Raw genomic sequence first — 26,257 nt, forward strand, 5'->3', positions numbered from 1 at the left:
GTCGGCAGACCTGTGAGCGGGGCGTTGCCGAGGGCGCGGCCGTCTGTCGGTCTCCTGCAGTATTTCGAGCGCGATGCGCTGCCACACGTGCTCGGGCGGAGCCACTGTCTGGTCCGACTCTTCCGCGCTGCGCGCAGTGGTCACCACGCGGGTCAGCCGCAGCAGTTCCTCGCGGCAGCGCGGGCATGACGCGGCATGTCGCAGGGCGCCGACGTCCGCGTCGCCACTCGTGTGACCGAGGGCCAGTTCCACCAGGTGCGACGGGTGCACGTGACCCACAGCGCCCTCCTGCGTCTCGGGCTTCGTCGTCTTGGCCCGTACATGCTGTTGGGTGTCGGGCGGTGACTCTCCGGCGCGGGCGGAGGGGACGGCCGCCGTCTCCCGTAGCGAGGGCGCGAGTCGGGATCCCGGTTCCAGCGGCCGGACCGGAGCGGCGAGGACGGCTGTCAGCGCGCCAACCGCCGCCGCCGATCCGGTCAGACGTTCGCACGGCGTCAGTCACGTCGGCCGGTGGCTCGGTGGCACGCCAGTACGCCGGTCACCGCGATCGCCCCGGCGTCGCGGCCCGGGCCGCCCACTGGTCGGACGAGTCCGGGGGTGACTCAGTTCGTCGCCGTTGGCGCAGACGTCGACCGTCATGCCCGGGATGCCGTGGAAGACCGACACCAGGCCCGTGTCCTGCGCCTGTTCGCGAGCGGCCATGGCGGCTGGTGCGGTCAGGCCGAGGGCCGGGCACAGGCCCCGCCCGAGGCGGCGACGGCGATGGCCGTCCGGGTCATGCGGATCATTCCTCCGTGGGGAGCCTCCGCCTGCTGGCAGTCTCAGAGGCGTTTCGCGGGTGACCGGTGTCGTGGATGCGCCTTCGGGGCATCTCTGCTCCGCCTTGTTCAGACGCACGTGTCATGCGCGGTGACGGGGTCGACTGCCGTGCGCAGCCGAAGCAGGCCGCGGCGGGCGTGGCTCTTAACCGTACCCAGGGGAACCCCCGTGCGTTCCGCGATCTGGGCCTGTGTCAGGTCCTCGTAGAAGGCCATGCACAGCACCTCTCGCTGGGCCTGCGGCAAGCGGGACAGGGCCTCCACGAGCAGGACGCGGTCGAGTACCTCGTCCGGTGCCGGCCGGACGAGACGGGCGGGCGTGACGTCCTGTCCGGCCGACTCGATCAGGGACAGGCGCCGTGTCCTGGCCGCCAGCGCGTCGACGATCTTCCGGCGCGTGATGCCGACGAGCCAGGCGCTGAGTGTGCCCCGCTCGGGCCGGAAGCCGCGCCGCCCGCGCCACGCGCCGACGAAGACCTGCTGGGTCACGTCCTCGGCCTCGTGAGTGTCGCCGAGGGACCGGGTGGCCATGGTGTGCACGAGTGATCCCCAGCGCCGGTAGATGGCCGTGAACGCCTCCTCGTCGGCCTTGACGAGGCCCTGCGCCAGTTCCTCCTCGTACTGAGTCTCCTCCACGGGCGGGACCAAGTTGGTGGTCGGTCGTGTGCGCGTGTCCATGGCCGTTCCTCCTGCCGTGCGTCGTAGGGGGACGAGAGGGGCCGTCCGCCGAGCGGCACGTCGCCGGTCTGCCCTGCGTGGCTGACGGTTGCGTCGCTCCAGTGTTGGGCGCACGGACGACGCAAACAACATGCGTCGTTTGTGCGTCGTATAGTGGGAGTGTGAACGCGCACACGGGAGACAGTGACGCCCCGGTCGGCGAGGGCGGTCCGCGCCGGGGCGGGTGGACGACCGGGGAGGTGGCCCGGCGTCTGGGCGTGGCGCCCACCACGGTCCGCACGTGGGACCGCCGGTACGGGCTGGGACCGGACGCGCACACGGATGGACGGCACCGGCGCTGGACGGCGGCGGACGTGGCGAGGCTGGAGCGGATGTGCGCCTTGACGGCCACCGGGCTGCCACCGGCCGAGGCGGCACGGCTCGCGCGCAGTGAAGAGGTCCCGACGGCGGCGACCCGGCCCCGAGGTGCCGACGTGGCTCGTCGTGCTTTCGCCGGGCGCCGGAGCCGGGCGGGGAGCGGCCTGCGGTTGGGTGACGTACGACAGGAGTGCCGGGGGATCGCGAGGGCCGCCCTGCGCCTGGACGCCGCCGCCCTGGACGAACTGCTGCTCGCCGCGATCGCCGAACACGGACTGGTCGCCGCCTGGACCGAGGTGATCGTGCCGACGCTCCAGGCCGTCGGCCGCAAGTGGGAGGCGTCCGGCGAGAAGTACGTCGAGGTCGAGCACTTCCTGTCCTGGCACGTGTCGGGGGCGCTCCGACGCGCCACACCCCGAACGGTCGAGGACCGCCCCGGTGCCACCACGGTGCTTGCCTGCGTGCCCGGGGAGAACCACACGCTGTCGTTGGAGGTACTGTCGGCGGCACTCACGGAGCGAGGTGTCCCGGTGCGGATGTTCGGCGGTGCGCTGCCCGTCGAGTCGCTCGTCGCGGCGGTGCGCAGAACCGGGCCGGCCGCGGTGGGACTGTGGGCGCAGTCCCGCACCACCGCCAGCCGACCGCTGGCCCAGCACGTGGCCGCCATGGAGTGGGGCGTGCGCGGGGCCCGGCGGCGGCCCGTCGTCCTCACCCTGGGCCCCGGATGGGCGGGTCAGGCGGTGGCCGGTCTGGCGCGTCCGGCGGGGCTTGCCGAAGCGGTCGCCGCCCTGGAGTCGTCGGTGTATCCGTGACGTGTTGTCGTCCGGCCGTCCTTCGTCGTGGCTCCCGGGCATCGGCCGGGGGACGTGGTCCGCTGGCCCGGTGGTCGTGGCCCCGTCGTCGGCCGGCGGGCGTTTCGCCGCGACCCGCACCGGGTTTCGGCCCCGGTCCGTCCCGAACGGTCTGGGAGGTCGGCCGAGGCGGAGGGGCCGGCCGGCCTCCAGGCCTGGGCCGCACGGACACGACGTCGAGCGAGGAGACATATGAGCGACGGACATCGCAGGGCAGCGGACGCGGTCGTCGTCGGTGCGGGTCTGGCCGGTCTTGCGTGCGCACTCGACCTGTGCCGCGCCGGGTGGCGGGTGACACTGCTGGAGGCGTCCGACGGCGTCGGCGGCCGGATGCGCACGGACCGGCGGGACGGTTTCCTGCTGGACCGCGGGTTCCAGGTGTTCAACACCTCCTACCCGCAGGCGAAGCGGCGGGTGGAGCTGCAGGACCTGCGATTGAGACGGTTTACCGCGGGCGTCGTCGCGCACACTCCGAGCGGGCCCGTCCGCCTCGCCGATCCGACCAGGGAGCCCCGTGCGGCGGGGACGCTGCTGCCGGGGCGAGCCCTGTCGGCCCGCGACCTGACCGCGCTGGCAGCACTCACCGCACGAGACGCCGTACTGCCCGTGTCCGTCACTCGACGACGCCGGGACCGCTCCACCGCGGCAGCCCTGTCCGAGGCGGGACTGTCGGACGCCGCGATCGCAGGAATTCTGCGGCCGTTCCTGTCCGGTGTCTTCCTGGAGGACCGGCTGGAGACCTCCGCCCGGTTCTTCCACCTCGTCTGGCGGAGCATGGTCCGGGGGTCGCTGTGCCTGCCGGCTGAGGGCATTGGCGCCGTACCGGCACAACTCGCCGACGGCCTGCCCGACGGAGTCCTGCGCCTCGGTACGGCCGTCGCGGAGATCACGGACGCCGGAGTGCTGCTCGGCGACGGTGGCGAGGTGCCGGCCCGGGTGGTCGTGGTGGCGACGGACCCGGCGACCGCCGCCAGCCTGCTCCCGGACCTGACCGTTCCGGCCACTCGCACCGTCACCACCTACTACCACGCCGCCGACAGCCCGCCGACGGCCGGACCCATCCTCATGGTGGACAGCACCGGAGCGATCCTGAACACGTGCGTCCTCAGCCAAGTCGCTCCCACGTACGCGCCCCCCGGCACCGCATTGGTCTCCACCTCCGTGCTGGGCACGGACCTCCCCGGCAGGGCACAGACGGTGCTCCGGCGGCTGGCCGAGCTGTACGGCACCGACACGAGCGGCTGGGAGCAGGTGGCCGCACGCACCGTCGACGGCGCGCTGCCCGCGATGCTTCCGCCTTGGCCGCTGAGCCGAACGACCCGCCTCGGCCCCGGGAGGTACGTGTGTGGGGACCACCGGGCGACCGGATCCGTGCAGGGTGCCCTGGCATCGGGTACGCGCGCGGCGCGGGAGGTACGGGCGGACCTGGAACCGCAGGGGCGACGCCAGTGATGAAGTGGTGCCCGGCCGCATCCACGGACGGCCTCGGTCCCGAAGCCATGGCGACCGGACGGAACCGCTGTCCGTACTGAGGGGTGAAACGTGGATCAGAGGGGTGTGCTTGTCGCGCGTGTTCTGGTGGCAGGGGCGGCAGGGGCCTGTCCGGGCACGCCGGCCACCGGCTCCGAGGCGCACGCCGGGCTGTCGCACCCGGGCCCCGACGGAAGCCCGGTCGTCGAACGGCGACCGTGGTGACACCCCGCTCCACCGAGGAATCGGGCGTGCTCGTCATCGGTGGCGGTGCGGCCGGTCTCAGCCTCGCTCACCGGCTGACGGAGAACGGCACGGCCACCGCCGTCACCCTGGTGGAGCCGCCGGACGGCCCGCTGCGCCCCGCGGAGCGCACCTGGTGCTACTGGGGGGCGGGTACCGACGGCCTCGAAGAGGCGGTCAGCGCCTCCTGGTCCGTACTGCGTCTGTACGGCGCGGACGGCGGTTCGGTCACCGTCGATCCGGTCCCGTTCACCTACCGCATGGTGCGCTCCGCAGACTTCGAGCGGATGGTCCACGGCCGCCTGGCCCGCACGGAGGGAGCGCGCCTTCTGCGAGGGACGGCGGAAGCGGTGCGCGCTGTACCCGCGGGCGCGGAGGTCCGGTGCGCGCTGCCGGGAGGCCGGCCCCTGACGCTGCACGCCCGCAGGGTCTTCGACTCGCGGCCGCTGCCCGATCTGCCGCCGGCGCGTACGCGGCTGCTCCAGCACTTCCGTGGCTGGTTCGTGCGCACCGACACCGATCGGTTCGATCCCACGGTCGCGGATCTGATGGACTTCCGGGTTCCGCAGCCGGCCCACGGGCTCGCCTTCGGCTACGTCCTGCCGCTGGCGCCGGACCGGGCGCTCGTGGAGTACACCGAGTTCTCCCGCGACGCGCTGACCACCGCGGCATACGAGTCGGCACTCGGGCGCTACTGCCGCGACGTCCTCGGAATCGGCCAACTCACCGTGGAACGGACGGAGCAGGGGGTCATCCCTATGACCGACGCCCGCTTTCCACGGCGTGCCGGGCACGCCGTGTTCCGCATCGGCACCCCGGGCGGTGCCACTCGTCCCGCCACCGGCTACACCTTCGCCGCGGTGCAACGCGACAGCAGGGCCATCGCCGCCGCCCTGCGTGACGGACACGACCGCTTCCCGGCACCGCACGGGCTACGGGCACTGGCCATGGACGCGATCCTGCTGCGCGCCCTGGACACCGGTCGCATCGACGGGCCGCGCTTCTTCACCGACCTGTTCCGCCGCGTCCCGGCCGAGCGTCTGCTGAGGTTCCTCGACGGCACGACCTCGTTCCGGGAGGAGTGGGGCATCGGGCTGCGCACCCCCGTCCGGCCGATGCTGCGTACCGCGGCCGAAGTGCCCTTCCTCCCGCGCCGTTCCCGGCCCGCCGACCGAACCGGAGGACACACCCGATGACGCTCCTGCGCGACCACGACCTGGCCCGCGCCTTCGACCACGCCTCCCACACCTACGACCACCTCACGGCCCTCAACCCCGGCTACCGCACCGGCCTCCTGCGCTCGGCCCGACGTCTCGCGCTCCCGGACGACGGGGCCGGACTGCACCTGCTCGACCTCGGATGCGGCACCGGCGCCTCCACCCGGGCCCTGCTCCGGGCCGCCCCACGGGCCCGGATCACGGCCGTGGACGCTTCCGCCGGCATGCTGCGCCGAGCACTTGCCAAACCGTGGCCCGCACGCGTGCGCTTCCTCCACTTGACCGCGGAGGAATTCGCCACGGCCCGCGAGGACGAAGACCCCTTCGACGCGGTCTTCGCCGCCTACCTGTTCCGCAACATCACCGACCCGGACGCGGTCCTGGGGAGCGTCCGCGGACTCCTGCGGCCGGGCGGACGCTTCGCCGCCCACGAGTACAGCCTCAGCGGCTCACCGGTGCACCGGGCCCTGTGGTCGGCGGTGTGCCGCGGGGTCGTCATCCCCGCGGGCACGCTCACCGGCGACCGCACCCTCTACCGCCATCTCCGGCACAGCGTCGTCGCGTTCGACACCGCACCCCAGTTCGCCGCCCGGCTGACGCGGGCGGGCCTGACTTCCGTGCGCGTCGCCCCCGTCGCCGGATGGCAGACGGGCTTGGTGCACACCTTCCTCGCCCGCAACGGCGGGCCCGAGACGACAGAGGAGCGCGTCCGGTGACCGCCCGCCGCACCACCGCCGCCCGACGGGGCCGCGACCGCAAGGCCGAGATCGTCTTCCCCGCACCCGGCGCGGACCGATTCCGACGCGGTGACGAGCCGTCGGCCGCGGTGATCGGCGGCGGGATCGCCGGTCTGGCCGCGGCCACCCTCATGGCCGAACGCGGCGCCCGCGTGACCCTCTACGAGAAAGGTGACTCACTCGGTGGCCGGCTCTCCGGCCGGCGCACCACGCTGGCGGACGGCAGCGCCGTGACCATGACCCGAGGCTTCCATGCCTTCTTTCGCCAGTACTACAATCTCCGCGGACTGCTCCGCCGCACGGACTCCGGTCTGGAGCGCCTCACCCCGCTTCCCGACTACCCCCTGCGGCACAGCGGCGGCCTGACCGACAGCTTCGCCCGTGTCCCGCGGACCCCGCCGTTCAGCGCGCTCGGCTTCGTCGCGCTCAGCCCGACCTTCGGGTGGCGGGACCTCGCCGCGATGGACGCGCGGGCCGCACTGCCGCTCCTCGACGTGCGCGTGCCCGAGGTCTACGAACGCTTCGACACCGTCACCGCCACCGGCTTCCTTGAAGGCGTGCGCTTCCCTGAGGCCGCGCACCACCTGGCCTTCGAGGTTTTCTCCCGCAGCTTCTTCGCCGATCCGCGGCGGCTGTCTGCCGCGGAACTGCTGCTGATGTTCCACATCTACTTCCTCGGATCGGCCGAGGGTCTGCTCTTCGACGTACCGGACGAACCCTTCCCCCAGGCACTGTGGGACCCACTGGGCGACTACCTCCGGCGCCTCGGAGTGGACGTGCGCACCGGAACCCCCGTGCAAGGGGTCCTTCCGTGCGACGGCGGGGGAGCGGACGTGATCACGGACACCGGTGCCGACCGCCACCAGGCGGTGGTGCTGGCCCTCGACACCGCGGGGCTGCGACGGACCGTCGCAGCATCACCCGGCCTGGGCACCAACGGCTGGCGGGACGGCATCGCGTCCCTGCGCACCGCGCCGCCGTTCCTCGTCTCGCGGCTCTGGCTCGACCGGCCGGTCGACGCCGACCGGCCCGGGTTCCTCGGCACCAGCGGCTACGACGGACTGGACAACGTCAGCGTCCTGGAGCGGTACGAGGGCGAGGCCGCCCGCTGGGCCGCGCGGAACGGGGGATCGGTCGTGGAACTGCACGCCTACGCCGTGGACCCGGCGGCCGAACCGAAGCAGGTGCAGGACGAGCTCGTCGACCGGCTGCACCAGGTGTACCCGGAAACCCGTGAGGCGCGCGTCGTCGACGCCCGGCACGAGTGGCGCTCGGACTGCCCGCTGTTCGAAGTCGGCTCCCACCGGCGGCGCCCCACCGTGCGCACCCCCCACCCGTGGCTGACCCTGGCCGGCGACGGAATCCGCTGCGACCTGCCCGTCGCCCTGATGGAACGAGCCGCTACCACCGGCTTCCTGGCCGCGAACGCCCTGCTCGCCGACCGGGGAGTGCGCGGCCAGGTCCTGTGGACGGTTCCCCGGACGGGGCGTTCGCCCGTGCTGCGAGCGCTCGGGGCCGCCGCAGGGCGCCACTCGGCGCCCTGACCGGCGGCCGCCCTCAGCCGGGAAACCGACCGGTGCTGCGCAGCGCCCAGCGCCGTTCGGCGTAGGCCAGGTCGTCGCGCCACAGCCGCCTGGCCGTACGGCGCATCAGCGGGCGCAGTACGGGGGCGGCGGCCCGCGCCACGGCGAAGCCGGGCCGGTCCGAGGCGGCGACGACGGCCTCGACCACCGCGGTGCGGGGACTCTCGTGGTCCGGTCCGGTCAGTGGCGTCGCGTGCGTCTCCACCACGGACGTGGCGCCCTCCCCGTCGGTGATGCGCATGACGACCGTGCGCGGCTCCGGCGCGGTGAACTCGGCCCGCACCGGGACCACGAGCCGCCCCGCCACCCGGAAGGAGACGTCGACGACGAAGGCGTCGTCCTCGTCCCCCTGCGGCTCTCGCACCACCGAGAGGTCGACGAACGAGTACGGATGGAACCACGAGCCGTGCCACGGATCGAGCCGGTTGGCCACCACGTCCTGCGGTTCGCACCGCCCCACCGCCGTGAACACCGCGTCCACCCCACGGCCCGTTGCGGGCCGGGCGGGCACGACGGGCCGCTCGCCGGGCTCCTCGCCGCCCACCTCGTCCAGCCGCACCCAGACGAGTACGCCGTCGTCGTGCACGGGGAACGGCCGCCAGCCGGCGGACGCGGAACCGTCCAGGGTGAGCCCGTGCCAGTGGCAGACCAGTGTGCCGCACACCACCCGGCTGTCGCGCAGCGGAGCGCCCAGGTGCGGGCAGCTGCCCGGGCCGGCATGGGGCTCGCCGTCCTCCGACCGCCACAGCACGACCTCCACACCACCGACCGTCCGGCCGTAGGGCCGATCGCCCGCGCGCACGCTCCGGGAGGAGCCGACCACGAACCAGTTGCCGGACGGGCGGGCGGACGCCCTCTTGAGCGCGTCGGCGATGAGCGCGGGACGTGCCTGGCGCCACGTCGGGGTCTGAGCCGCCCAGTGGGGACCGAAACCACGTCGGCGCAAGGGTGGCGACCACCGCTTGCCGTTCCCTCGAGCACTCACCGCACCGGACCCTTCCGATCGACTGCCGACGCTCCTGCCCGTGCCACGCGGTGCTCCGTACGAGCACGCAACCGGGCACCGACTACGCGCAGCACCCCGGCAGCGGCCGTTGCCGCCCGACGCCGACGCGACACCACCGCACGACGATGCAGCACGCTGTAATCCTGCTCGGCGATCGCGTCGAGAATCCCGCCGTAGAGGGTGAACGCGGCACGGATGCAGGGACGCACCCGCGGATCGAGCATGGCGATGCCCGGCTCCGCCGTCCGGTACACGCGCCGCGTCATGGCCTCCGCCGCCATGAAAGCGGCCCGGATGCGGCGGTCGCGGCGCCCGGTACGTCTGCTCCACTCCAGCAGGGACCGGTCCACGCCGTACGCGGCCAGCAGATCACCGGGCAGGTAGACCCGCCCGCGGTCGAGATCCTCGCCGACGTCGCGCAGGAAGTTGGTGAGCTGGAACGCCACGCCGAGCGCCGCCGCGTGCGGCGCCGCCTCCTCCCGGGCCGTGACCGTGCCGAGGACCGGCAGCATCTGCAGGCCGATGACCGCCGCCGAACCGTGCACGTACTCCTGCAGATCGGCGAAGGTCGGGTAGTGGGTGACGGTCAGGTCGGACCGCATCGAGGACAGGAAGTCGGCGAAGAGCGCATGATCGATGCCGTACCGGCCGGCGGTGTCCGCCACGGCCCTGACCACGGGTTCGCGGCCCGCCCGGGCGAGCAGCCCGTCGGCCAGGTCGCTCTCCAGGCGCCGCAGCAACCGGTCGCGTTCCTCGGGCGTGCGGTGCCGGTCGAGGTCGTCCACGATGTCGTCCGCCCAGCGGGCGAAGCCGTACAGGGCGTGCACGGCGGAGCGGCGTTCGAGTGGCAGCAGGCGGGTGGCCAGGAAGTAGGTCTTGCCGTGCCGGGCGTTGAGCCGGCGGCACCGGGTGTACGCGGCGCGCAGCAGGGGATCGGTGATCCCCGCCGCGTCCAGTTCACGACGGCTCATCGGCACCTGCCGGGGCAGGGGCGGGAATCGCGGCGGTAACGGCCGGGGACCGACGCGTTCGGGCGGGCCGGGAGCGGGCGCCGCCGGTGATACGCGCGGCGGCGAGTTTGCCGCTGACCAGTACGGTCGGAACGCCGACACCCGGGGTGGTCCCGCAGCCCGCGAGCACCACGTTGTCCAGCCCCCGTACGAGGTTGCGCGGGCGGAAGGGGCCGGTCTGGGCGAAGGTGTGGGAGACCGAGAAGGGGCTGCCCGCCGCATGGCCCTGCGCGTCCCAGTCGAGCGGCGTCACCAGGAGCTCCTCCTGGACACTGTCCGCGAACCCCTCCAGTCCCCGCTTCTCCAGTACGCCTACCAGGCTGTCGCGGTAGCGCGGGCCGAGGTCACGCCATGCGACTGCCTCCGGACCGACGTGGGTGTTGGGACAGGGCGCCAGGATGTAGTGGAGGTGGCGTCCGGGCGGTGCCAGAGCCGGGTCGTGCGTGGTGGGGCGGGTGATCAGCAAGGAGGGGTCGCTCATCAGCTCTCCGGTGCGGGTCAGCTCCTCGAAGGTGCGCTCCCACGCGGCGCCGAAGGAGATGGTGTGGTGGGCGAGGTGCGGCCAGGTGCGGTCGGTGCCCGCGTGCAGGATCACGGCGGACGGCGAGTGCCGCAGCCGTGCCGGTCGCCGGGGTGCCCGTCCCAGCAGCCCGTAGGCGGCGGGCAGTTCGCACGTCAGCACCACGGCGTCGCAGGCGATGCGCTCGCCGGAGGCCAGGCGCACGGCCCGTACCCGGCCCGCGGACCGCTCCAGCGCGTCCACCTCGGCGGTCCAGCGCAGACCGGCACCTGCGTCCGCCGCCGCGTCGGCCATGGCTCGCGGGAGTGCGTGCATGCCGCCCTTGGGGAACCAGACGCCGGCCACGGTGTCCATGTAGGCGATCACCGCGTAGGCAGCAAGTGCGCGGGCCGGGGCCACCCCGGCGTACAGCGCCTGGAAGGAGAAGACGCGGCGCAGGCGCTCGTCGGACAGGAAGCGGCCGATGCGGCCGTCCAGGCGTCCGAATCCCCCCAGTGCCGCCAACCGGGCCAGGTCCGTGTGCAGCAGTTCGAGGGGGGAGTCGAAGTTGGTGTCGATGAAACGGCGCATCTGCACCCGGTACAGCCGTTCGAGCCACTGCCGCAGATCGCGGTAACCGGCCGCCTGCGCAGGTCCGGCGAAGCGGCGCACCTCCGCCTCCATCGCCTCGCCGTCGGTGTGCACGTCGAGTGAGGACCCGTCCGCGAAACAGGCCCGGTAGGCCGGATCCAGAGCCGTCAGCTCGACGCGGCGGTGGAGGCTGTCCCCGACGGCGGCGAACGCCTCGTCGGCCAGGTGCGGCATGGTCAGCACCGTGGGACCGGTGTCCATCTCGTAGCCGGCCCGCCGGACACGGCCGGCCCGGCCGCCGGGGCCGGCGTCCCGTTCGACCACGGTGACCCTGCGGCCCGCACCCAGCAGGTGCAGGGCGCACGCCAGCCCGGACAGCCCGGCTCCGACCACGACGACGTGGTCGGTCGGCCCCTGCACTCTCTTCACGCGACCTTCTCGTCGCCACGCGTAACCGCGCCCGTCGCACGCCCGACCAGCGCGGCGAACTCGTGCCGCGCATCCGGGCGCGCGCCACAGCGGTCGAAGTGCACGAGGCTCATGTCCGTCAGCTCCCCGATCTTCGCCTCAACCAGGTCCCGGGCACCGGTGCGCACCAGCGCGGACCGCACCTGCCGGACGGCCCTGTCGGACTTCGGGTCCGCGTCCGGAGCCAGTGCCGCGGCCGACAAGTGGTCATCGGCGGCATCGGCGAGTTGGACGGCGACGGCGAGCAGGTAGGTGAGCTTGCGGGAGCGCAGGTCGTCGTCGGCCGGTTTCCCGGTCAGTGCGGGATCGCCGAAGGCGCCCAGGAGGTCGTCGCGCAGCTGGAAGGCCAGCCCGGCGCACCGGCCGGCCGCCCGCAGCGCGTCCAGTGCCTCCCCGTCGGCTCCGGCCAGCACAGCTCCCAGCGCGAGGGGCCGCGCGACGGTGTACAGGGCACTCTTCAAGGTGGCGATGGTCAGCGCCTCGTCGACGCCGGAGGACCGTGCCGCCTGGGCGTGAAGGTCGCGGTACTGTCCGGCAACCATCTCGGTGCGCATCGCCCGCCACTCCTCGTGCAGGCGTGTGCCGTGCGGCGTACCGAGTGCCGTCTCGGTCAGTAGGTCGTCCGCCCAGGCGAGGGCCAGGTCACCGGTCAGGACGGCGGCCGAGGTGCCGAAGGACTCCGACGAGCCGTGCATACCCGCTGCCCAGTGCCTGCGGGCCAGGTCGACGTGCAGGGCCGGTGCGCCGCGTCGCTGCACGGATCCGTCCATCACGTCGTCGTGGACGAGAGCGCACGCCTGGAGCAGTTCGAGCGCGGCTCCCGTTCGCAGGACGGCCGTGGCGTCTCCCGAGCCGCCCGCGGCGCGCCAGCCGCAGTGGGCGAAGGCGGTACGCAGCCGCTTTCCGCCCCGCGCGGTCAGCGCCGCGAGACGGTCGGCCAGTTCCCGGGCGAAAACGGGGTCGACGGAACGGGAGTGCCGCAGTCGTTCGTCCAGTACCTCATCGAGGACGGTGCCGACCGCGTTCGCCGCGTCGGACGCGGTGAGGGGGGCGTCGACCCGTTCGGCCGGTGGGGCCACCATCGGCGGCAGTCCAGGCATGCGCAGCCCCTTCTCACTCTTAATTGTCCGCACGCCACTGCTTCCACCGGGTGCCCTGTTGCGGATGCACTGACTTCTGCCCGCTCCGGCGCCGGGTCCGGTACGACTTCACCCCGCCGGCGCAACGGCGGGAGGGTCAAGGCGGTGTGTCACCCCGCGTGTGCTCCTGTTCGAGTACCTCCGGAAGGTCGGCGAGCCGGTCCAACTGCCGTACCGGCCGTGCCACGCGCTGATTGCCGGCCAGCACTTCCCGGTGACGGTCGAGGAACGCCCAGTAGCCGGCGGTGTACGGGCACGCGTGCTCGCCGGTGCGGTCGCCGGGCCGGTAGACGCACGGGCCGCAGAGGTCGCTCATGCGGTTCACGTACGCGCCGCCCGACGTGTAGGGCTTGGTGGTCATCCGGCCGCCGTCGGCGTACTGGGACATGCCGACGACGTTGGGGAGCATGACCCAGTCGTAGCCGTCCACGAAGCAGCGGTGGAACCAGTCCGTGACGGCGGCGGGGTCCCAGCCCCGCTGGAGCGCGTGACTGCCGAGCACCATCAGCCGGGGGATGTGGTGCGTCCAGCCCGTGTCCCGTACCTGGGCCAGGACCGTGCGCAGGCAGTTCGCCCGCAGGGCGTCCGCGTCCAGGCCGCTCCACCAGCCCGGCAGCGGCGCGGTGTGCCGGAGCGCGTTGGAGCGTCGGTAGTCCTCGCCGAAGTGCCAGTACACCTGCCAGACGTACTCGCGCCAGCCGGCGATCTGCCGTACGAAGCCTTCCACGCTGTTCAGCGGCGCCAGACCTTCGCGCCAGGCACGCTCCGCCCGTTCGACGCACTCGGCCGGGTCGAGCAGGCCGAGGTTCAGGGAGGACGAGAGGAGGCTGTGGCTCATCGTGGGGTCGGCGGCGAGCATGGCGTCCTCGTAGGGCCCGAACGTGGCGAGCCGGTGTTCGACGAAACGCCGCAGTGCCCGTCGTGCCTCCGCCCGGGTGGCGGGGAACAGGCGGGGCCCGTCCCGTCCGACGAAGGAGACGTCCCCGTCGCGCTCCCAGCGGTCGAGGTCGTGGCGGACCTCTTCGTCGATGTCGTCCTCGCGGGGCCGGTACGGGCGGCCGACCTGGAGGGAGGTGGCCTCGCGGGGCGGTGGTTCCCGGTTGTCGTGATCGAAGTTCCACCGTCCTGCCGCGGGCTGCTCGCCGTCCATGAGAAGGTCGTGCCCGCGGCGGACCCAGCGGTAGAAGTCCTCCTGCCGCAGGCGCCTGCCGCCGTGACCGTCGGCCCAGGCGGCGAAGTCGGCCATCGGCACGAGGAAGCCGCGGGCGGGGCCCATCGTCACTCCGGGCAGGGTGCGCACCAGGCGCACGGCCGCGTGCGAGGTGGGGTGGTGGACGCCGACCGGGCGCCCGCGCGCCGCCCGTTCGAGGCCCTGACGGTAGGTGTCGGCACGCACGTACGTGACGCGGTCGCCCAGTTCGGCCGCGCGGTGGCGCATCGCGGACAGCACCAGGTGGGCCTTGGCCCGGTGGAATCGGCGCCGCCGGAATACGGAGCGCGCCTCGATCATGAGCAACGGGGTTTCCGGTCCGGGTCCCCCTTCGCCCGGCGTGAGGAAGTGCGGACCCAGTTGGTCACCGAAGAGCCAGTGCACGACGCGTCCCCTCAGTCCCGGCCGCGGGCGTGCTTGAAGCGCGCGAGCCCGTCGGCGAGGTCGACGAGCGGGTCCGGGTAGTCGAGTCCCGCGCGTTCCGCTGCTGCCAGGCGCCAGGGTTCGTGCACCCTCCTGCCGGTCACGCTTCTGAGTTCGGGGACCCAGCGCCGTACGTACGTGCCGTCCGGGTCGAACCGCTTGGCCTGGACGAGCGGATTGAGGACGCGGTGGGGGCGGGTGTCGGTGCCGGTGCCGGCGACCCACTGCCAGTTGAGCTGGTTGTTGACGACATCGCCGTCCACGAGGAGGTCCAGGAAGTGCCGGGCGCCGATCCGCCAGTCGACGTACAGCGTCTTGGTCAGGAAACTCGCCACCAGCAACCGTGCCCGGTTGTGCATCCAGCCCTGGTGACGCAGCTGGCGCATGGCCGCGTCGACGACCGGGTAGCCCGTCCGTCCGTCCCGCCAGGCGGCGATGTCCTCGGCGGCGTCCTCCTCGTCACGCCAGCGGTCGTGCCGGGTGCGGTAATCCGTCACCGACGCCTCGGGCCGGGCCGCCAGCACCTGGTGGTGGAAGTCCCGCCAGCACACCTGGCGGACGAACGCCTGAGCGCCGGGCCCGCCGTGCGAGCGGGCCCGGTGGACGAGTTCCAGCGGGGAGAGCGCACCGAAGTGGAGATACGGCGACAGCCGGGACGTGGCATCGTCCGCGAGGTCGTCGTGCCCGTCCTCGTAGCGGGACAGTCCGGAGCGCGACCACCGTGCGAACCGGTCGCGCCCGGCCGCTTCACCGCCGGCCGGAAGGCCGGGCGAGGCACCGGCCACGTCCGCGCGGTCGGGCAGCGGCTCGCCGGGGACCCCGTCCGGGACACGCACGGTGCGCGGAGCGGCCAGGGGCCTTCTCGACGAAACCTGCGACCAGCGGCGGAAGTAGGGAGTGAACACCGCGAAGTGGTCGGACCCCGAGGGCGTCACCGTCCCCGGGGCGACGGCGGTGATCACCGTCTCGTGCACGCGCAGTGCGACATCGGCCTCGCCCAGTTGCTCGCGCAGCCGTTCCTCGCGGCGCTGGGCGTACGCGGTGACACCCGCGGCCACGTGCACCTCGGCGGCCCCGCACTGGGCAGCGACCGCGCGGACCTCCCGGGCGACCGGTCCGTTGCGGACCACGAGCCGGCCACCGCGGTGGCGCAGCGAGGAGTCGAGGTCGCTGAGACAGTCGGCGAGGAAGGCCCTGCGGTTGGGGGCGTCGAACCCCGCCGCGTGGATGCCGGCGTCGAGTACGAACAGCGGCACCACCTCGTCCGCCGCCTCGAGCGCGGCGTGCAGAGGCGGGTGGTCGTGCAGACGCAGGTCCGAGGTGAACAGGACGACCGCGACGGTCATGGCGTCACTCCTGGCGCAGTGGTGCTTGAGTGGTGGTTGGACGAAGGCTCAGTGCTCCACACTTCGCGGGCTGCGTCGACGCCGGATGCGCCGCGATCGGTCATCACTCCCGCGGGTGGTCAGGCCCTTGGCGGCGGCCTGACCGATGTTGCGCGCCATGCCGCCGAAGACAACGGCGTGGAAGGGAGACACGGACCACCAGTAGGCGTGGCCGAGCAGCCCACGCGGATGGAACAGGGCACGCTGCCGATAGCGGGTACGGCCTTCCGCGTCCGTCTCGACGTACATCTCCAGCCACGCCAGTCCCGGCAGCCGCATCTCCGCACGCAGCCGCAGCAGCCGTCCCGGTTCGATCTCTTCGACCCGCCAGAAGTCCAGCGAGTCGCCGACCCGCAGGTGCTGGGCGTCACGCCGGCCGCGGCGCAGCCCGACACCACCGGCGAACCGGTCCAGCCAGCCGCGGACGGCCCAGGCCAGCGGGAAGGAGTACCAGCCGTTGTCCCCGCCGATGCCCTCCACCACCTTCCACAAAGCCTCCGAGGACGCGTCGACCCGCAGTTGCCGCTCGTCCTGGTACAGACTGCCGCCGGCCCAGTCGGGGTCGGTGGGCAGGGGATCACTGGGGGCTCCGGGGACCGAGGCGGACGACCAGCGCGTGGCCACCTGGGCCTCCCGGACCCGACGCAGGGCCAGCGCCAGGGCTTCGTCGAACGGCAGGGGCCGGCCGGGAGCGTCGGGGACGTACCGGGCGATGTCGTGCTCCTGGCACACCACCTCATGACGCAGGGACTCGGTCAGGGGTCGGGCGAGGGCGGCCGGGACCGGTGTGACGAGGCCGACCCAGTGGCTGGACAGCCCGGGAGTGAGTACCGGAACGGGCACGATGATCCGCCGCCGGAGCCCGCTCACGGTGGCGTAGCGGCGCATCATCTCGCGGTAGGTGAGCACGTCCGGCCCTCCAACGTCGAAGGCGCGGTCCACGTCGGCCGGCATGGTGGCCGACCCGACCAGGTAGTGCAACACGTCGCGGATCGCGATGGGCTGCGTGCGGGTGTGCACCCAACTGGGTGTCACCATGACGGGAAGCCGCTCGGTCAGGTAGCGCAGCATCTCGAAGGACGCCGACCCCGATCCGATGACCACCGCGGCCCGTAGCACGGTGGCGGGCACGGGTGCATCGAGGAAGATGCGGCCGACCTCGGCGCGTGACCGCAGATGAGGGGAGAGCGTGCGTTCGGGAACGCCCCGCGGAGTCAGACCACCCAGGTAGACGATCCTCCCCACGCCCGCCTCGTACGCCTGCTGGGCGAAGACGCGCGCCGCGCGACGGTCGGTGTCCTCGAAGCCGGAGCCCGACCCGAGGGCGTGCACCAGGTAGTAGGCGACGTCGACCCCGCGCATGGCCTCGGCGACGGAACGCGGGTCGGTGACGTCTCCCCGCACGCTCTCGACTCCGGATGCCCACGGCTGGTCACGGAGTTTGGCCGGGGTGCGGGCCAGACACCGCACCCGATGACCGGCCTCCAGCAACTCCGGCACGAGGCGTCCGCCGACGTACCCGGAGGCGCCGGTCACCAGACAGAGCAGTCGTTCCTCGTCCTGTCGTCCGTTCGCAGCCACGGCTCTTCCCTTCCGGTCCGTCCACCGCACCTCGCCGGGACTTCCGATCACCGGCTCCACAGCGTCACCGCGCCCGTCGCGGCGGGGCGGCCCGCGGCCGCGACCAGGAACCGGGACCCGCCCGGTTCTGCCGAGGTCTCGATCGGGGCACCGCGCGACGGCACCGGTGCGCACACGTCCGCCCGCAGCCCGATCACCGCGGCAGCCGTCATCCCACTCTCCAGCAGAACCGCCTGCCGCCCCGCCTCCAGAACCGCCAACAGGGGCATGCGCGCCGGCCGGCCAGGAGCACCGGGTGCCCTGGGTCGCGCGAGGCGGTCACCAGTCGTCCCCGAGGCGCCCGCGCCAGCATCACGCCACCGTCGGCCGTGGCACCGACCGCGGCTGCCGGAGGATGCAGCAGACCCGGAAGCGGTGCTTCCTCCGCGGGTGCCGCCGAGCCCGCCAGGCGGGCGAACCGCATGGTGCACGACCCGAAGGCTTCCCCCATGTGCAGGAACTCGGCCGTGACGCGGTGGGCGACGGGCAGGCCGGCCTCGGTCACCAGATCGCTCACGCTCATCCGCACGTCCACGTCGGTGGCGCCGCCCCGCTCCACGGGCCACGACCGCAGCCGCAGTCCCCGGCAGACCGAGACGGGTTCCAGCCGAGCACGAACCGCTCCCGGAGGACGGCCGTACTCCAGTGCGAGGGCGAGCTGCCGGGTGGACTCCGCCATGATCAGCGGATGGTGCGCCACCGCGCCCAGCGCGCGTTCGTTCAGCGGATACAGGCGGGGCCAGTGGCAACGGGCCGCGAAGCAGCGCCTGCCGAGGCGGGCGAAGGACTCCACCAGCAGCGACGCCATCGTGTCCAGACCCAGGCCGCGCCAGGTGAGCCGCACCTGCCGTGTCACCGGCTCCCGCTCCGGACGGTCACCGACGCCGTCGTCGTGCCGCCGGCCGCGCGCGTCGGGCGCCTGGTCCGTCGCCACCTCGTGCATGAGCGTCTCCTGCCGACAGGCCGGGCGGTGCGGCCGCTGCGCGCACCAGGTCGTCACTGCCCACTTCGCCCGCAGGGCCCGCGGCGGATGCACGCCTCGGTACCGGCCCGGGGCCCTGTCGCCGGACATGCATCCGAAGCGAGCGCACACGCGGAAACAACGGACATGAGGCTAAAAGACGAAATGCCCGTCGATCACCATCTGGCCACCGTCTACCGCTACGGTGCGGGCTTCTGCGGGCTGGTCCTGCTGGTCTTCGCATGCCTCGGCTTCGCGGACGCGCTGAGCCCGTTCGACACCGCGGGCGACACGATCGCCGGCATGACCACCAACGTCGCGCTCAGCGTGATCTCCGCCGTCGTCGGTCTGACGCTGCTCGCCGGCGCGGCGGTCGGCGGCAACTTCGCCTCGGTCCTCAACATGACGGTCGGCGCGCTCTTCGTCCTGAGCGGGTTCTTCCACGTCTTCGTACTCGACCGTCGTGCCAACGTCCTCGACTTCGGGATGACCAACGTGATCTTCAGCTTCGCCATGGGACTGGTCATCGCCACGTGCGGCATGTACGGGCGGGTGTCCAGCAAGCTGTCGCACGACAACCCCTACTGGCAGCGTCGTCATCCCGAGCAGGCGGCTCGGGAAGGGGAGGCGGCCGCCGCCCTGCCGGACGCGGAACGGGGCGGCCACGCTCTGCCCGCAGGACAGGACCCCGAGGGCACGAGGGCACCGCGATCACCCGCGCGGCGTCCGCCCAGGACCGGGATGCGCTGAGGGCCGGTCCGCGTGCGGGGCCGAAGCCCGGAGGGGACTGCGGAGCGTGGCTGCGTTGACGCGCGTGATGCGCCCGCCAGCGGTCGGTCGGCTGTGTCTTCATGTTGAACGCCCTGGTCGTGGCACGGTCAGCCGCTGAACCGCGGGAGGGCAGGAGGCCGATCTGGCGGCCCAGTTCGGCGCCGTCGAAGACGGTCCGGGAACGCCTGATGCGCCCAGTGCCGACTGCGACGAAGTCGACACCCTTCAGGGCGATGTGTTGTTTCGTGGAGGCGGGACCTGGGTACGGCGCTCCGTCGAAGGTACCGGTGCAGCGTATGAAGGCGCGGTCACCTCACTGGGGCGCCGGCTTCAGGACGTATCCGGCGCCCCGCATCGTGTGGATCATCGGGGCGTGGCCCGAGTCGATCTTCTTGCGAACGTACGAGATGTACAGCTCGACGACATGGGCACCGCCTCCGAAATCGGAGGACCAGACCAGACTTCAGCCCCCTGAGATGTCTTTGAGGGTCCGGACGTGAGGCCCGTCCACGGCGCAGTCGTCCAGGCCCAGCAGGCCGACGCGGCGCAGTTCGGCCGGCAGGGCGGCGTGCAGGCGTGGCCAGACGCCGGCCTCGGTTCAGTCCCGCAGCCGGCGCCAGGCCGTCACCCCGGAGCAGCCCACGGTCTCCGCCGGGACGTCGCGCCAGGCCACACCGGTCCGCAACACGTACATCACACCGGAGAGTGCCACACGGTCGGGAACACGCAACCGCCCGGGATGGCGGTGACGCCGTTCGGGAGCAGGCGGCAGCAACGGAGCAGCCCGCTCCCACAGGTCGTCAGGAACAAGATCAACACGCTCACCTGACACCCTGCCGACCAAGATCGTTGAGCACAAGATCCGCAGCACAACTCATTTTGAAACGATCAGTTGGCCGGGGCCTTGGCTTCCTGCTGGGGTTGTCGCCGGCAGAGGAGGGACCAGGTCTCTCTCAGATGGATGCCGGTAAGCGTAAATCACACTGTTTGTCCATATTCTGCGTTCATGATTATCGACTACGCGGCAGTGTTCCAGGCACTGCCGGGCGCGGTCGCCCTGCTGACTCCCGATCTGGTCTTCGCCGACGCCAACCTTGCGTGGCTGCGCCAGGCTGGACGCAGCCGCGACCAGGTGGTGGGCCGCTACCTCTTCGACGCCTTCCCCGGCGACCCGTGGGACCCGGCAGCCTCCGACGCCGCCCGCCACCTGGAGGCATCCCTGCGCGCGGTCCTGTCCAACCGCGAGATCGACATGGACCTGCAGCGCTACGACGTCGAATCCGCGCAACGCCCCGGCCATTGGGAGGAACGTTACTGGAGCTCGGTCAACGCGCCGCTCTTCGCGCCCGACGGCCACATCGCTCTGTTGATCCACCGCGTCGAGGAAGTCACTGAACTCCTGCGCGCCACCAGCCGGCCGGACGGATCACGCCAGCTCGAGGCCGAGCTCTTCAGCCGGATGCGGCAGCTGCACGAAGTCAACGAGCGCCTGCGTCGCGCCCACGCCCGTGAGCGTGAGGTCGCCCTTTCCCTGCAGCGCGCCATGCTCCCCGTCCCGCCCCCTATCGGACATCACCGGTTCGCCGTCCGCTACCGGCCCGCGGTCGGCTCCCTCAATGTCTGTGGCGACTGGTACGACCTGGTCCAACTCCAAGGCGGCGACAAGATCGCCGTGGCCGTCGGCGATGTCGTCGGCCACGGCCTGGGGGCCGCAGGCATCATGGGCCAGCTCCGCAGTGCCCTGTCCGCCACCTCCCTGGTCGCCACCGGCCCCGCACAGGCCCTTGAGGTCCTCGGCCGGTACGCGCATTGTGTCACCGGCGCCGAGTCGACCACGGCGGTGACCGCCTTCATCGACTTCAGTCGCCACCTCATCACCTACTCCAGCGCCGGCCACCCCCCTCCGGTCCTTCTTCGCGGCGACGGCACTGTGGAGTTGTTGGACCGGGCGACCGATCCGCCTCTGGATGCCGTCTTCGAGTCCAGTCCTCGGCCGGAAGCCACCACCGCCTTCACCGACGGCGGCGCCCTCCTGCTCTACACCGACGGCCTCATCGAACGCCGCCACCAGGACATCGACACCGGACTCAGCCAACTCACCGACACCTTGATCCGCCACAAGGAACTCACCAACCCCGAAGCACTCGCCGACGCCGTGATGAACGACCTGATCCCCGCCGATGGCGTCACGGACGACACCGCCCTGGTCGTCGTCAGCCTGTGAGGCGTCTCAGGGCTCGCACTGCGGGTCCTCGAGGGAGGTGCCACCGGCATCCCAGCCACTCATCTCAACCCGCCACTCTCTCCAACTCCTATCCCGTACGCCGTCGATCCGCACACTGTGGGGCACGAGTGGTTCCTGGCGTCCAGGTGGAGCGCGCCACTGCACGAACGACCTGGACGGGAGGTGGCTGCCGCGGCGGTGATCGTCGTGGCCATCGGACGGTGGTGCCCAGGCCGGCCACCGATCGCGGTGCCGCCCAGCGCGCCGTTACCGAAGGCGATCAGCACGAGCGGCAGGGCAGGGCTGTCCACGGCGGCGGTCAGCATCGGCTCGGGCAGGCTCCAGGTCACCTTCGATGCCTTCCATCACTGCTCGCGGCCGTTCGGGTGCCGTCGGGCTCGGTCCCACGCGCGGGAAGGACTTGTGCAGGGCCCCTGCCCGCAGTCGCACTCGTAGATCCCGGACCGGGGGACGATCTCGCCGGGGTGGTGCACCTTCTCGCTGCTCTCGCTCACGACGTCAGTGTCTGCAGAGGTGCCGGGCCCTTGGCGGCGAACTGGGCGCGCATCTCCTCCAGCGCTGCCGGGGCTTTGTCGTCTGGGTGGCCCGGGCCGCGGACCTTGCGTGCGATGTCGGCGCCTACCGCGTAGGCGCCCAGCCGGGCCTTGCCGCTCACTGGCATGGCGTCCTGGGACCGCAAGGTGGCCTCGGCCACCTCGTACTCAAGGTGCGCCCGGCCCTCCCACGGTTCCAGGAGCTGGCCGGGGGAGAGGACGGGCCTGTGTGCACGCGCAGGACACCGACGAACTCCACCACGGTGCTGCCGCCGTCCTCCTCCTGCACCCGGTGCCGCACCTCGTCGACCGTGACGTGATGGCAGAGGGGGCACACATATCGGAGGTTTACGGGGTGGCCGGTAATGAGTTTGTCCGGTGCTCCTCCACCAGGGGGAGCGCCGGACACGTCGTTCGGGCCGGTGCCGGTCAGCGGCGCAGGAACTCGATCAGGTCCTGGTTGAAGCGTTCCTTGTCGCCGGGGACCATGGCGATGCCGTGGGAGCCGCCCTCGTACACCTTGAGTTCGGCGTCGGCGATGATCTCGGCGGACTTGCGGCCGGTGGCGTCGATGGGGACGACCTGGTCGTCGTCGCCGTGGACGACGAGAGTGGGGATGTCGAACTTCTTGAGGTCGTCGGTGAAGTCCGTGTAGGCGAAGGCGTCCACGCAGCGCACGCCGCCTTCGATGGTCTGAGCCATCGCCATGTACCAGAAGGCGTCCTTGTTGCCCTGTGTGACCTTGTTGCCGGGGCGGTTGGCGGAGAAGAAGCCTTCCGCGGTGTCCTTCCAGAACTGCGAGCGCTCGGTGAGGATGCCGTTCTTGATCTGTTCGAACACCTCGTCCGGCACACCTGCGGGATTGCTCTGCGACTTCGCCATGATCGGCGGGACCGCGGACAGCAGTACCGCCGAGTGCAGGCGGCCGGTGCCGTGCCGGCCGATGTAGCGGGCGAGTTCGCCGCCGCCCATGGAGTGCGCGACCAGCGTCGCGTCGGTCAGGTCGAGGTGGTTGATCAGGTCGTTGAGGTCGTCGGCGAAGGTGTCGAAGTCGTAGCCGTCCCACACCGGTGTGGAGCGGCCGTGGCCGCGGCGGTCGTGGGCGATGCCGCGGAATCCGGCGTCAGCGACGGCCCTGAGCTGGTCCTGCCAGGCGTCGCCGTTGAGCGGCCAGCCGTGGATGAACACGACCGGGCGGCCCTGGCCCCAGTCCTTGTAGAAGATCTCGACTCCGTCGCGGGTGGAGCATACCGGCATGATCCGGTCCTTTCAGTGGAGGGTGCGGACGCCCCCGGCCATGAGCGGCCCGGAAGGCGGTGGCATGGGGGGCGCTTCAGGCGAAGGCGTCGGCGATGCGGCTGCCGGTCGTGGCGTCGATGTTCTTCCAGTACTGCAAGGCCCGCTCACGTACGGCGGCGGACACCCCGTTGCGCAGGTGGCGGGTGACGTTGCCGACGAGCCGGTCGCGCTGGGCGTCGTCCATGACCTCGCGGACCAGGTGGCCGGGCTGGGAGAAGTCGTCGTCGTCCGCGTGCAGGGTGTAGGCGGCGCGTACCATTTCCGCTGTCTCGACCCGCCAGCCGGCCGGGTGGTTGTAGCGGTCCTCGTCGGCGCTCGGGCCGCCGTAGCTGTTGGGGGCGTAGGGCCGGGCGACCTGCGGCTCGGTGAAGCGCATCGCTCCGTCCTTGGCGTAGGAACGGACGTCGGTGAGGGTCTGGTTGGGCGGCAGCTGGGTGTAGTTGGTGCCGACGCGGTAGCGGTGGGTGTCCGCGTAGGAGAACAGCCGTGCCTGCAGCATCTTGTCCGGTGAGGGGCCGATGCCCGGGATGAGGTTCGAGGGGTCGAAGGCGGCCTGTTCGATGTGGGTGAAGTAGTCCCCGGGATTGGTGTGCAGGGTCATCCGGCCGACCTCGGTGAGCGGGTAGTCGGCGTGGGGCACGGTTTTGGTGACGTCGAAGATGTTGTACCGGTAGCCGGGGGCGTCCTCGTACGGGATCAGCTGTACGTACAGCGTCCACGAGGGGTGTTCTCCGCGGTCGATGGCCTGCAGCAGGTCCCTGCGGTGGTAGTCGGCGTCCTGACCGCACAGTTCGGCGGCCTCGTGGTCGGTCAGGTGCTCCACTCCCTGGTCGGACTTGAAGTGGTACTTGATCCAGGTCCGCTGCCCCGAGGCGCTGATCCACATGTAGGTGTGCGAGCTGTAGCCGTTCATGTGGCGGTAGGTCCGCGGGATGCCGCGGTCGCCCATGAGGTAAGTGACCTGGTGGGCCGATTCGGGGGACAGTGTCCAGTAGTCCCACTGCATGTCGTTGTCGCGCAGAGCTCCGCGGATGTGCCGCTTCTGGGAGCGGATGAAGTCCTGGAACTTGCTCGGGTCGCGCATGAAGAAGATGGGCGTGTTGTTGCCGACCATGTCGTACACCCCTTGCCGGGTGTAGAACTTCAGTGCGAAACCACGCGGGTCCCGCCAGGTGTCGGGGGAGCCCTGTTCGCCCGCCACGGTCGAGAAACGGGCCAGCATCCTGGTCCGCCGGCCGGGCTGGAAGACATCGGCCGCCGTGAACTGCGTGACGTCGTTGGTGACCTCGAACGTCCCGTAGGCACCACTGCCCTTGGCGTGCACGACCCGCTCGGGAATCCGCTCCCGGTTGAACTGCGCCATCTTCTCGATGAGGTAGTTGTCCTGGAGCAGGATCGGCCCGTCCGCGCCGACGGTGAGCGAGTACTGGTCGCTCTCCACCGGAATGCCGGTGTTGGTCGTGGACACGGGATCGGCCATGACGGACTCCTTCACGATGACAGGGAACTCCGTGCCAGCGGCCGTGGCGGTAACAGCGAGCAGCGGAATTTGCGGCCGGCCGGTCAGGGGCACGCAGCGTCGGCGGGCAGGGCGCGCGCACGACCGTGTCCAAGGCGACGCTGTCGCTCTTCGGCCCCTTCCACTATCCGGGCTCGGCATCCGGGCGGCAATCCGGGCATTTCGCGAGTCGCTCGAGCTCCGGGTGCGGACGAGGTCGTTTCCTCACCAGCGGCACCATGCGGGCGCGGGCCACGCCGACGAACAGCGGGATCAGCGGCCAGATCCGAGAGGCGAAGACTCAAACCCGTTCTCGCCGGTGGCCACTCGGTCAACGGGCTCCGCTCACCCGAACGCCACGACTGCCGGGCGGTGGAAGGAACTGCCCGCAACGGTATGCGAAGGGGGCCAAGTTCACCCAGAAGGAGAAGTTGATGCGTGCAACCGACGGACACGCCGGCCGCAGGACCCTGTCCGCCGTGGCGGCGACCGTGGCCGCAGGCGCGGTCCTGACCGGCTACTGCGCCGCGCCCGGCGCCGCGTCCGCCCTTCCGGCCTCCCTCATCACCGGCGGCGGAACGAGCGACGGTGACACGTCCAACGGAAACGTCCCCTGCGGAATGCCGTCCGTCAAGCTCGACCGCACCACCCAGTCCTTCCTCAACCAGCTCGCCCACCAGGGCGGCAAGCCGCTGTTCGAGCAGACCCCCGCGCAGGCCCGCGGGGTCCTGGACAAGCTCCAGGCCCAACCCGTGCCCGAGCTTCCCGCGGACATCACCGAGAAGACGATCAAGGGCGGGCCGACCGGGCAGGTGTCCCTGCGCATCGTCCGTCCCGCCGGAGTCAAGGGAACGCTTCCCGGTCTCGTCTACATCCACGGCGGCGGCTGGGTGCTCGGCAACGCCAAGACCCATGACCGGCTGGTGCGTCAGCTCGCCAACGGAGCCCGCGCGGCAGTCGTCTTCGTCAACTACACGCCCTCCCCCGAAGCCCGCTTCCCCGTCGCCATCGAGCAGGCTTATGCCGCCTCCAAGTGGGTCGCCGAACACGGCAAGGAGATCGGCATCGACGGCAACCGGCTCGCCGTCGCCGGCGACTCCGTCGGCGGCGACATGACCGCCGCCGTCACCATGATGGCCAAGCAGCGCGGCGGAGTGAAGTTCCGCCAGCAGGTCCTCCTGTACCCCGTCACCGACGCCAACTTCGACACCGCCTCCTACAAGCGGTTCTCGGAGAACTGCTGGCTGACCCGCGCCAACATGGAGTGGTTCTGGGACAAGTACGCTCCCAAGGCCGCTGACCGCAGCAATCCCCTGGCCTCGCCCAACAAGGCCACCACCGCACAACTGCGCGGCCTGCCTCCCGCGCTCGTCGTCACCGACTCCGACGTCCTGCTCAACGGAGCCAAGACCTACATCGGCAAACTGCGCGCCGCGGGCGTCAACGTCCAGCACCTGGACTACCCGCACACCGTGCACGACTTCATGATGCTCAACGCCCTGCGCGACACACCATCCGCCAAGGACGCCGTCGCCAAGACCACCGCCGCCCTCCGTCAGGCACTGAACAGCTGACGCAGGCTGCCGCGCCCGGCCGGAAGCGTCACCGCACCCCCGGCCGAGCCCGGCCCGCACCGGGACCAGCG

The 26,257-nt window shown here is 71.8% G+C and carries 22 protein-coding genes and 2 pseudogenes; 8 read left to right on the forward strand and 16 right to left on the reverse strand.

Going from position 1 to position 26,257, the window contains the following annotated elements; all coding sequences use genetic code 11:
- Positions 1 to 887: 887 nt before the first annotated feature.
- Positions 888 to 1,496, reverse strand: coding sequence for a sigma-70 family RNA polymerase sigma factor (locus AC6I72_RS31355; protein WP_498004500.1), 609 nt, complete (start codon positions 1,494 to 1,496; stop codon positions 888 to 890).
- A 161-nt stretch (positions 1,497 to 1,657) separates the two neighbouring features.
- On the opposite strand from AC6I72_RS31355, the gene AC6I72_RS31360 reads away from it, so the two are divergent.
- From AC6I72_RS31360 to AC6I72_RS31380, 5 genes are all read left to right on the forward strand, one after another.
- Complete coding sequence (locus AC6I72_RS31360) at positions 1,658 to 2,665, forward strand: MerR family transcriptional regulator (RefSeq protein WP_498004501.1); 1,008 nt, start codon at positions 1,658 to 1,660, stop codon at positions 2,663 to 2,665.
- Between the two features lie 231 nt (positions 2,666 to 2,896).
- Positions 2,897 to 4,156 (forward strand): NAD(P)/FAD-dependent oxidoreductase, encoded by a 1,260-nt coding sequence (locus AC6I72_RS31365; protein ID WP_498004502.1) that lies wholly within the window; start codon positions 2,897 to 2,899, stop codon positions 4,154 to 4,156.
- Between the two features lie 239 nt (positions 4,157 to 4,395).
- The gene (locus AC6I72_RS31370) at positions 4,396 to 5,613 is read left to right on the forward strand and encodes a lycopene cyclase family protein (protein WP_498004873.1); all 1,218 of its coding nucleotides are present in this window, start codon (positions 4,396 to 4,398) and stop codon (positions 5,611 to 5,613) included.
- Positions 5,610 to 6,350, forward strand: a complete 741-nt coding sequence (locus AC6I72_RS31375; RefSeq protein ID WP_498004503.1) for a methyltransferase domain-containing protein — start codon at positions 5,610 to 5,612, stop codon at positions 6,348 to 6,350. The genes AC6I72_RS31370 and AC6I72_RS31375 overlap by 4 nt, the downstream gene beginning before the upstream one ends.
- On the forward strand, positions 6,347 to 7,915 hold the full coding sequence (locus AC6I72_RS31380) for an FAD-dependent oxidoreductase (protein ID WP_498004504.1): 1,569 nt from the start codon (positions 6,347 to 6,349) through the stop codon (positions 7,913 to 7,915). Before AC6I72_RS31375 ends, AC6I72_RS31380 begins: the two co-directional genes overlap by 4 nt.
- Before the next feature lie 13 nt (positions 7,916 to 7,928).
- Here the strand turns inward: AC6I72_RS31380 and AC6I72_RS31385 are convergent, their stop codons facing one another.
- The 9 genes from AC6I72_RS31385 to AC6I72_RS31425 form a co-directional block, all read right to left on the reverse strand.
- The gene (locus AC6I72_RS31385) at positions 7,929 to 8,939 is read right to left on the reverse strand and encodes a Rieske (2Fe-2S) protein (RefSeq protein ID WP_498004505.1); all 1,011 of its coding nucleotides are present in this window, start codon (positions 8,937 to 8,939) and stop codon (positions 7,929 to 7,931) included.
- Entirely contained in the window at positions 8,936 to 9,931 is a 996-nt protein-coding gene (locus AC6I72_RS31390) for a phytoene/squalene synthase family protein (RefSeq protein WP_498004506.1), read from the reverse strand. The genes AC6I72_RS31385 and AC6I72_RS31390 overlap by 4 nt, the downstream gene beginning before the upstream one ends.
- Positions 9,918 to 11,489, reverse strand: a complete 1,572-nt coding sequence (gene crtI, locus AC6I72_RS31395) for a phytoene desaturase family protein (RefSeq protein ID WP_498004507.1) — start codon at positions 11,487 to 11,489, stop codon at positions 9,918 to 9,920. The genes AC6I72_RS31390 and crtI overlap by 14 nt, the downstream gene beginning before the upstream one ends.
- Positions 11,486 to 12,628: a polyprenyl synthetase family protein gene (locus AC6I72_RS31400; RefSeq protein ID WP_498004508.1), complete on the reverse strand. Its 1,143-nt coding sequence runs from the start codon at positions 12,626 to 12,628 to the stop codon at positions 11,486 to 11,488. Before AC6I72_RS31400 ends, crtI begins: the two co-directional genes overlap by 4 nt.
- A gap of 136 nt (positions 12,629 to 12,764) precedes the next feature.
- Positions 12,765 to 14,261 carry a cryptochrome/photolyase family protein gene (locus tag AC6I72_RS31405; protein WP_498004509.1) on the reverse strand — a complete coding sequence of 499 codons (1,497 nt, stop codon included), beginning with the start codon at positions 14,259 to 14,261 and terminating at the stop codon, positions 12,765 to 12,767.
- 11 nt (positions 14,262 to 14,272) lie between these two features.
- Positions 14,273 to 15,646 carry a cryptochrome/photolyase family protein gene (locus AC6I72_RS31410; RefSeq protein WP_498004510.1) on the reverse strand — a complete coding sequence of 458 codons (1,374 nt, stop codon included), beginning with the start codon at positions 15,644 to 15,646 and terminating at the stop codon, positions 14,273 to 14,275.
- A 48-nt stretch (positions 15,647 to 15,694) separates the two neighbouring features.
- A complete protein-coding gene (locus AC6I72_RS31415; RefSeq protein ID WP_498004511.1) occupies positions 15,695 to 17,266 on the reverse strand; it encodes an SDR family oxidoreductase in 1,572 nt (523 codons plus the stop codon).
- 47 nt (positions 17,267 to 17,313) lie between these two features.
- Positions 17,314 to 17,478, reverse strand: coding sequence for a hypothetical protein (locus tag AC6I72_RS31420; protein WP_498004512.1), 165 nt, complete (start codon positions 17,476 to 17,478; stop codon positions 17,314 to 17,316).
- Positions 17,475 to 18,248, reverse strand: coding sequence for a hypothetical protein (locus AC6I72_RS31425; protein ID WP_498004513.1), 774 nt, complete (start codon positions 18,246 to 18,248; stop codon positions 17,475 to 17,477). Before AC6I72_RS31425 ends, AC6I72_RS31420 begins: the two co-directional genes overlap by 4 nt.
- A 165-nt stretch (positions 18,249 to 18,413) precedes the next feature.
- Between AC6I72_RS31425 and AC6I72_RS31430 the strand changes: the two genes are divergently transcribed.
- On the forward strand, positions 18,414 to 19,016 hold the full coding sequence (locus AC6I72_RS31430; protein WP_498004514.1) for a DUF4383 domain-containing protein: 603 nt from the start codon (positions 18,414 to 18,416) through the stop codon (positions 19,014 to 19,016).
- Between the two features lie 334 nt (positions 19,017 to 19,350).
- Here the strand turns inward: AC6I72_RS31430 and AC6I72_RS31435 are convergent.
- Positions 19,351 to 19,494 (reverse strand): annotated as a pseudogene (locus tag AC6I72_RS31435) (winged helix-turn-helix domain-containing protein); the annotation flags it as partial.
- 24 nt (positions 19,495 to 19,518) lie between these two features.
- A pseudogene (locus AC6I72_RS31440) lies at positions 19,519 to 19,869 on the reverse strand (transposase); the annotation flags it as partial.
- 174 nt (positions 19,870 to 20,043) lie between these two features.
- Between AC6I72_RS31440 and AC6I72_RS31445 the strand changes: the two are divergent.
- The gene (locus tag AC6I72_RS31445) at positions 20,044 to 21,261 is read left to right on the forward strand and encodes a PP2C family protein-serine/threonine phosphatase (RefSeq protein WP_498004515.1); all 1,218 of its coding nucleotides are present in this window, start codon (positions 20,044 to 20,046) and stop codon (positions 21,259 to 21,261) included.
- A 365-nt stretch (positions 21,262 to 21,626) separates the two neighbouring features.
- Here the strand turns inward: AC6I72_RS31445 and AC6I72_RS31450 are convergent, their stop codons facing one another.
- From AC6I72_RS31450 to AC6I72_RS31465, 4 genes are all read right to left on the reverse strand, one after another.
- Positions 21,627 to 21,776 (reverse strand): hypothetical protein, encoded by a 150-nt coding sequence (locus AC6I72_RS31450; protein ID WP_498004516.1) that lies wholly within the window; start codon positions 21,774 to 21,776, stop codon positions 21,627 to 21,629.
- A complete protein-coding gene (locus AC6I72_RS31455) occupies positions 21,773 to 21,943 on the reverse strand; it encodes a hypothetical protein (protein ID WP_498004517.1) in 171 nt (56 codons plus the stop codon). The genes AC6I72_RS31450 and AC6I72_RS31455 overlap by 4 nt, the downstream gene beginning before the upstream one ends.
- 301 nt (positions 21,944 to 22,244) lie before the next feature.
- On the reverse strand, positions 22,245 to 23,072 hold the full coding sequence (locus AC6I72_RS31460) for an alpha/beta fold hydrolase (protein ID WP_498004518.1): 828 nt from the start codon (positions 23,070 to 23,072) through the stop codon (positions 22,245 to 22,247).
- A 76-nt stretch (positions 23,073 to 23,148) separates the two neighbouring features.
- Positions 23,149 to 24,594 (reverse strand): catalase, encoded by a 1,446-nt coding sequence (locus AC6I72_RS31465; RefSeq protein ID WP_498004519.1) that lies wholly within the window; start codon positions 24,592 to 24,594, stop codon positions 23,149 to 23,151.
- A 452-nt stretch (positions 24,595 to 25,046) separates the two neighbouring features.
- On the opposite strand from AC6I72_RS31465, the gene AC6I72_RS31470 reads away from it, so the two are divergent.
- Positions 25,047 to 26,186 (forward strand): alpha/beta hydrolase, encoded by a 1,140-nt coding sequence (locus tag AC6I72_RS31470; RefSeq protein ID WP_498004520.1) that lies wholly within the window; start codon positions 25,047 to 25,049, stop codon positions 26,184 to 26,186.
- The last annotated feature ends 71 nt before the right edge of the window (positions 26,187 to 26,257 follow it).

The sequence above is a fragment of the Streptomyces sp. Xyl84 genome, assembly GCF_059731885.1.